At 72.4% G+C, this 1302-nt stretch carries 1 pseudogene; it reads right to left on the bottom strand.

The window, feature by feature from the left end:
- Window positions 1-1302 (bottom strand): annotated as a pseudogene (locus B2W70_RS11855) (hypothetical protein); the annotation flags it as partial.

Below are 1302 nucleotides of genomic sequence, written 5' to 3'. Positions count from 1 at the left end.
GCGGCGAGCTGGCCATAGAAGGTCAAAGGGTTCGCCACGCGGGCCAGCAACTGACGGGCCTGCTGGCGCATGGCTTCGTGTGCCGCCGCGGAGCCACCTCCGGCGCGGGCATGCGCCTGCAGCGACTTGGCCTTCCAGTACTGCCAGGCGCTGTCTTGCTGCAGCTCGGGGGGCATGGCCTCGATGGCCTGCTCGACCAGGGCCCAGCGCGAGGCATCGCCCGAGGTGGCCGAGCGCAGGCCGGCGCGCGCCATCCAGGTCAACACATCGGGTGACCAGGCGGCCGCACCCCGGGTGGCGTCGCCCCGGTTGCGGGTGCCAGCGGCCAGCGCGGCTTCGGCCAGCGCGCGTTCGTAGTGGGCAGGTGCCTCGGCTTGCAGCTTGCCGGCCGACCAGCGGCCCACCACGGCCCAGGCCCAGGCCATGTCTTCGGCGCGCAGGTGCCAGCGTTCGCGCGCGCCGCTTTGGCTCAGCGCCGCGGCGGTGGCGTCGGGATCGATGGCAGCCCAGCGCACCAGGGCCAGCAGGTTGAGCGGGCCCTCCACCTCGGGCGGGAAGGCCACGGGCATGGGGGCCAGGGTGGGCTTGGCGGGCTTCTTCTTGGCGTCTTTGGCTTTCGACTTGGCTTTGGCGGCCTCGGCCTTCTTGCCCTTGGCCTGGCCGGCGGAGGCCGCGCGGGGGCCGATGCTGGCGCCAGGCGAGCCGGCCTTGTCGCCCGAGTCGACCAGGCTGCTGGCCCCCTTGGGCTGCAGGAAAGCCTGGGGCTGGCTCATGAGGCGGTTGACGGCCTGGGCCGCCGCGTCGCTGAGCAGGCGGGCCGACTGCTGTAGCGCTCGGGGCTTGTCGCCCTCGATCGAAAACCGCAGCTTGCGCCAGACGTCGCCCTGGGTCAGCACGCCCGCGTCCAGCAGCGCACGCGCCATGGTGTCGCAGCCGTTGTCGGCGTCCTTCTGGGCCCACCAGAACTGGCGGGCCTGTTCGCGCAAATCACTCGGCCCCTCCATGGGGGCGCCGGTGCGGTGGCGCGCCAGCACACCCAGGCAGCTGACCTCGCGGTCGTCGTTCATGCGGAAGGCGGGCTGGATGCGCAGGAAGTTCGCCCAGTCCTGGCGGCGGCCGAGTTCGAGCAACCAGTCGTTGCGGGCCCGATCGGCCACGTAGCTGTCGGGCCAGCGCGCCAGGAACTCGTCGACCTCGGCCGGCGGGGCTTCACTCAGGCGCGACATGAAGTACCAGTAAGCAGCCCAGGGCGCCAGCGGGTGCTCCCGCGCGATGAGCTGGTTGCGCAGCGCCAGCAGACGC

Origin of the sequence: Aquabacterium sp. UBA2148 (genome assembly GCF_002328915.1) — a bacterium.
GTDB classification, from domain to species: Bacteria; Pseudomonadota; Gammaproteobacteria; order Burkholderiales; family Burkholderiaceae_C; genus Aquabacterium; species Aquabacterium parvum.
The sequence above is the reverse complement of the archived record's forward strand: the minus strand, read 5'-3'. Positions and strand labels throughout refer to the sequence as shown.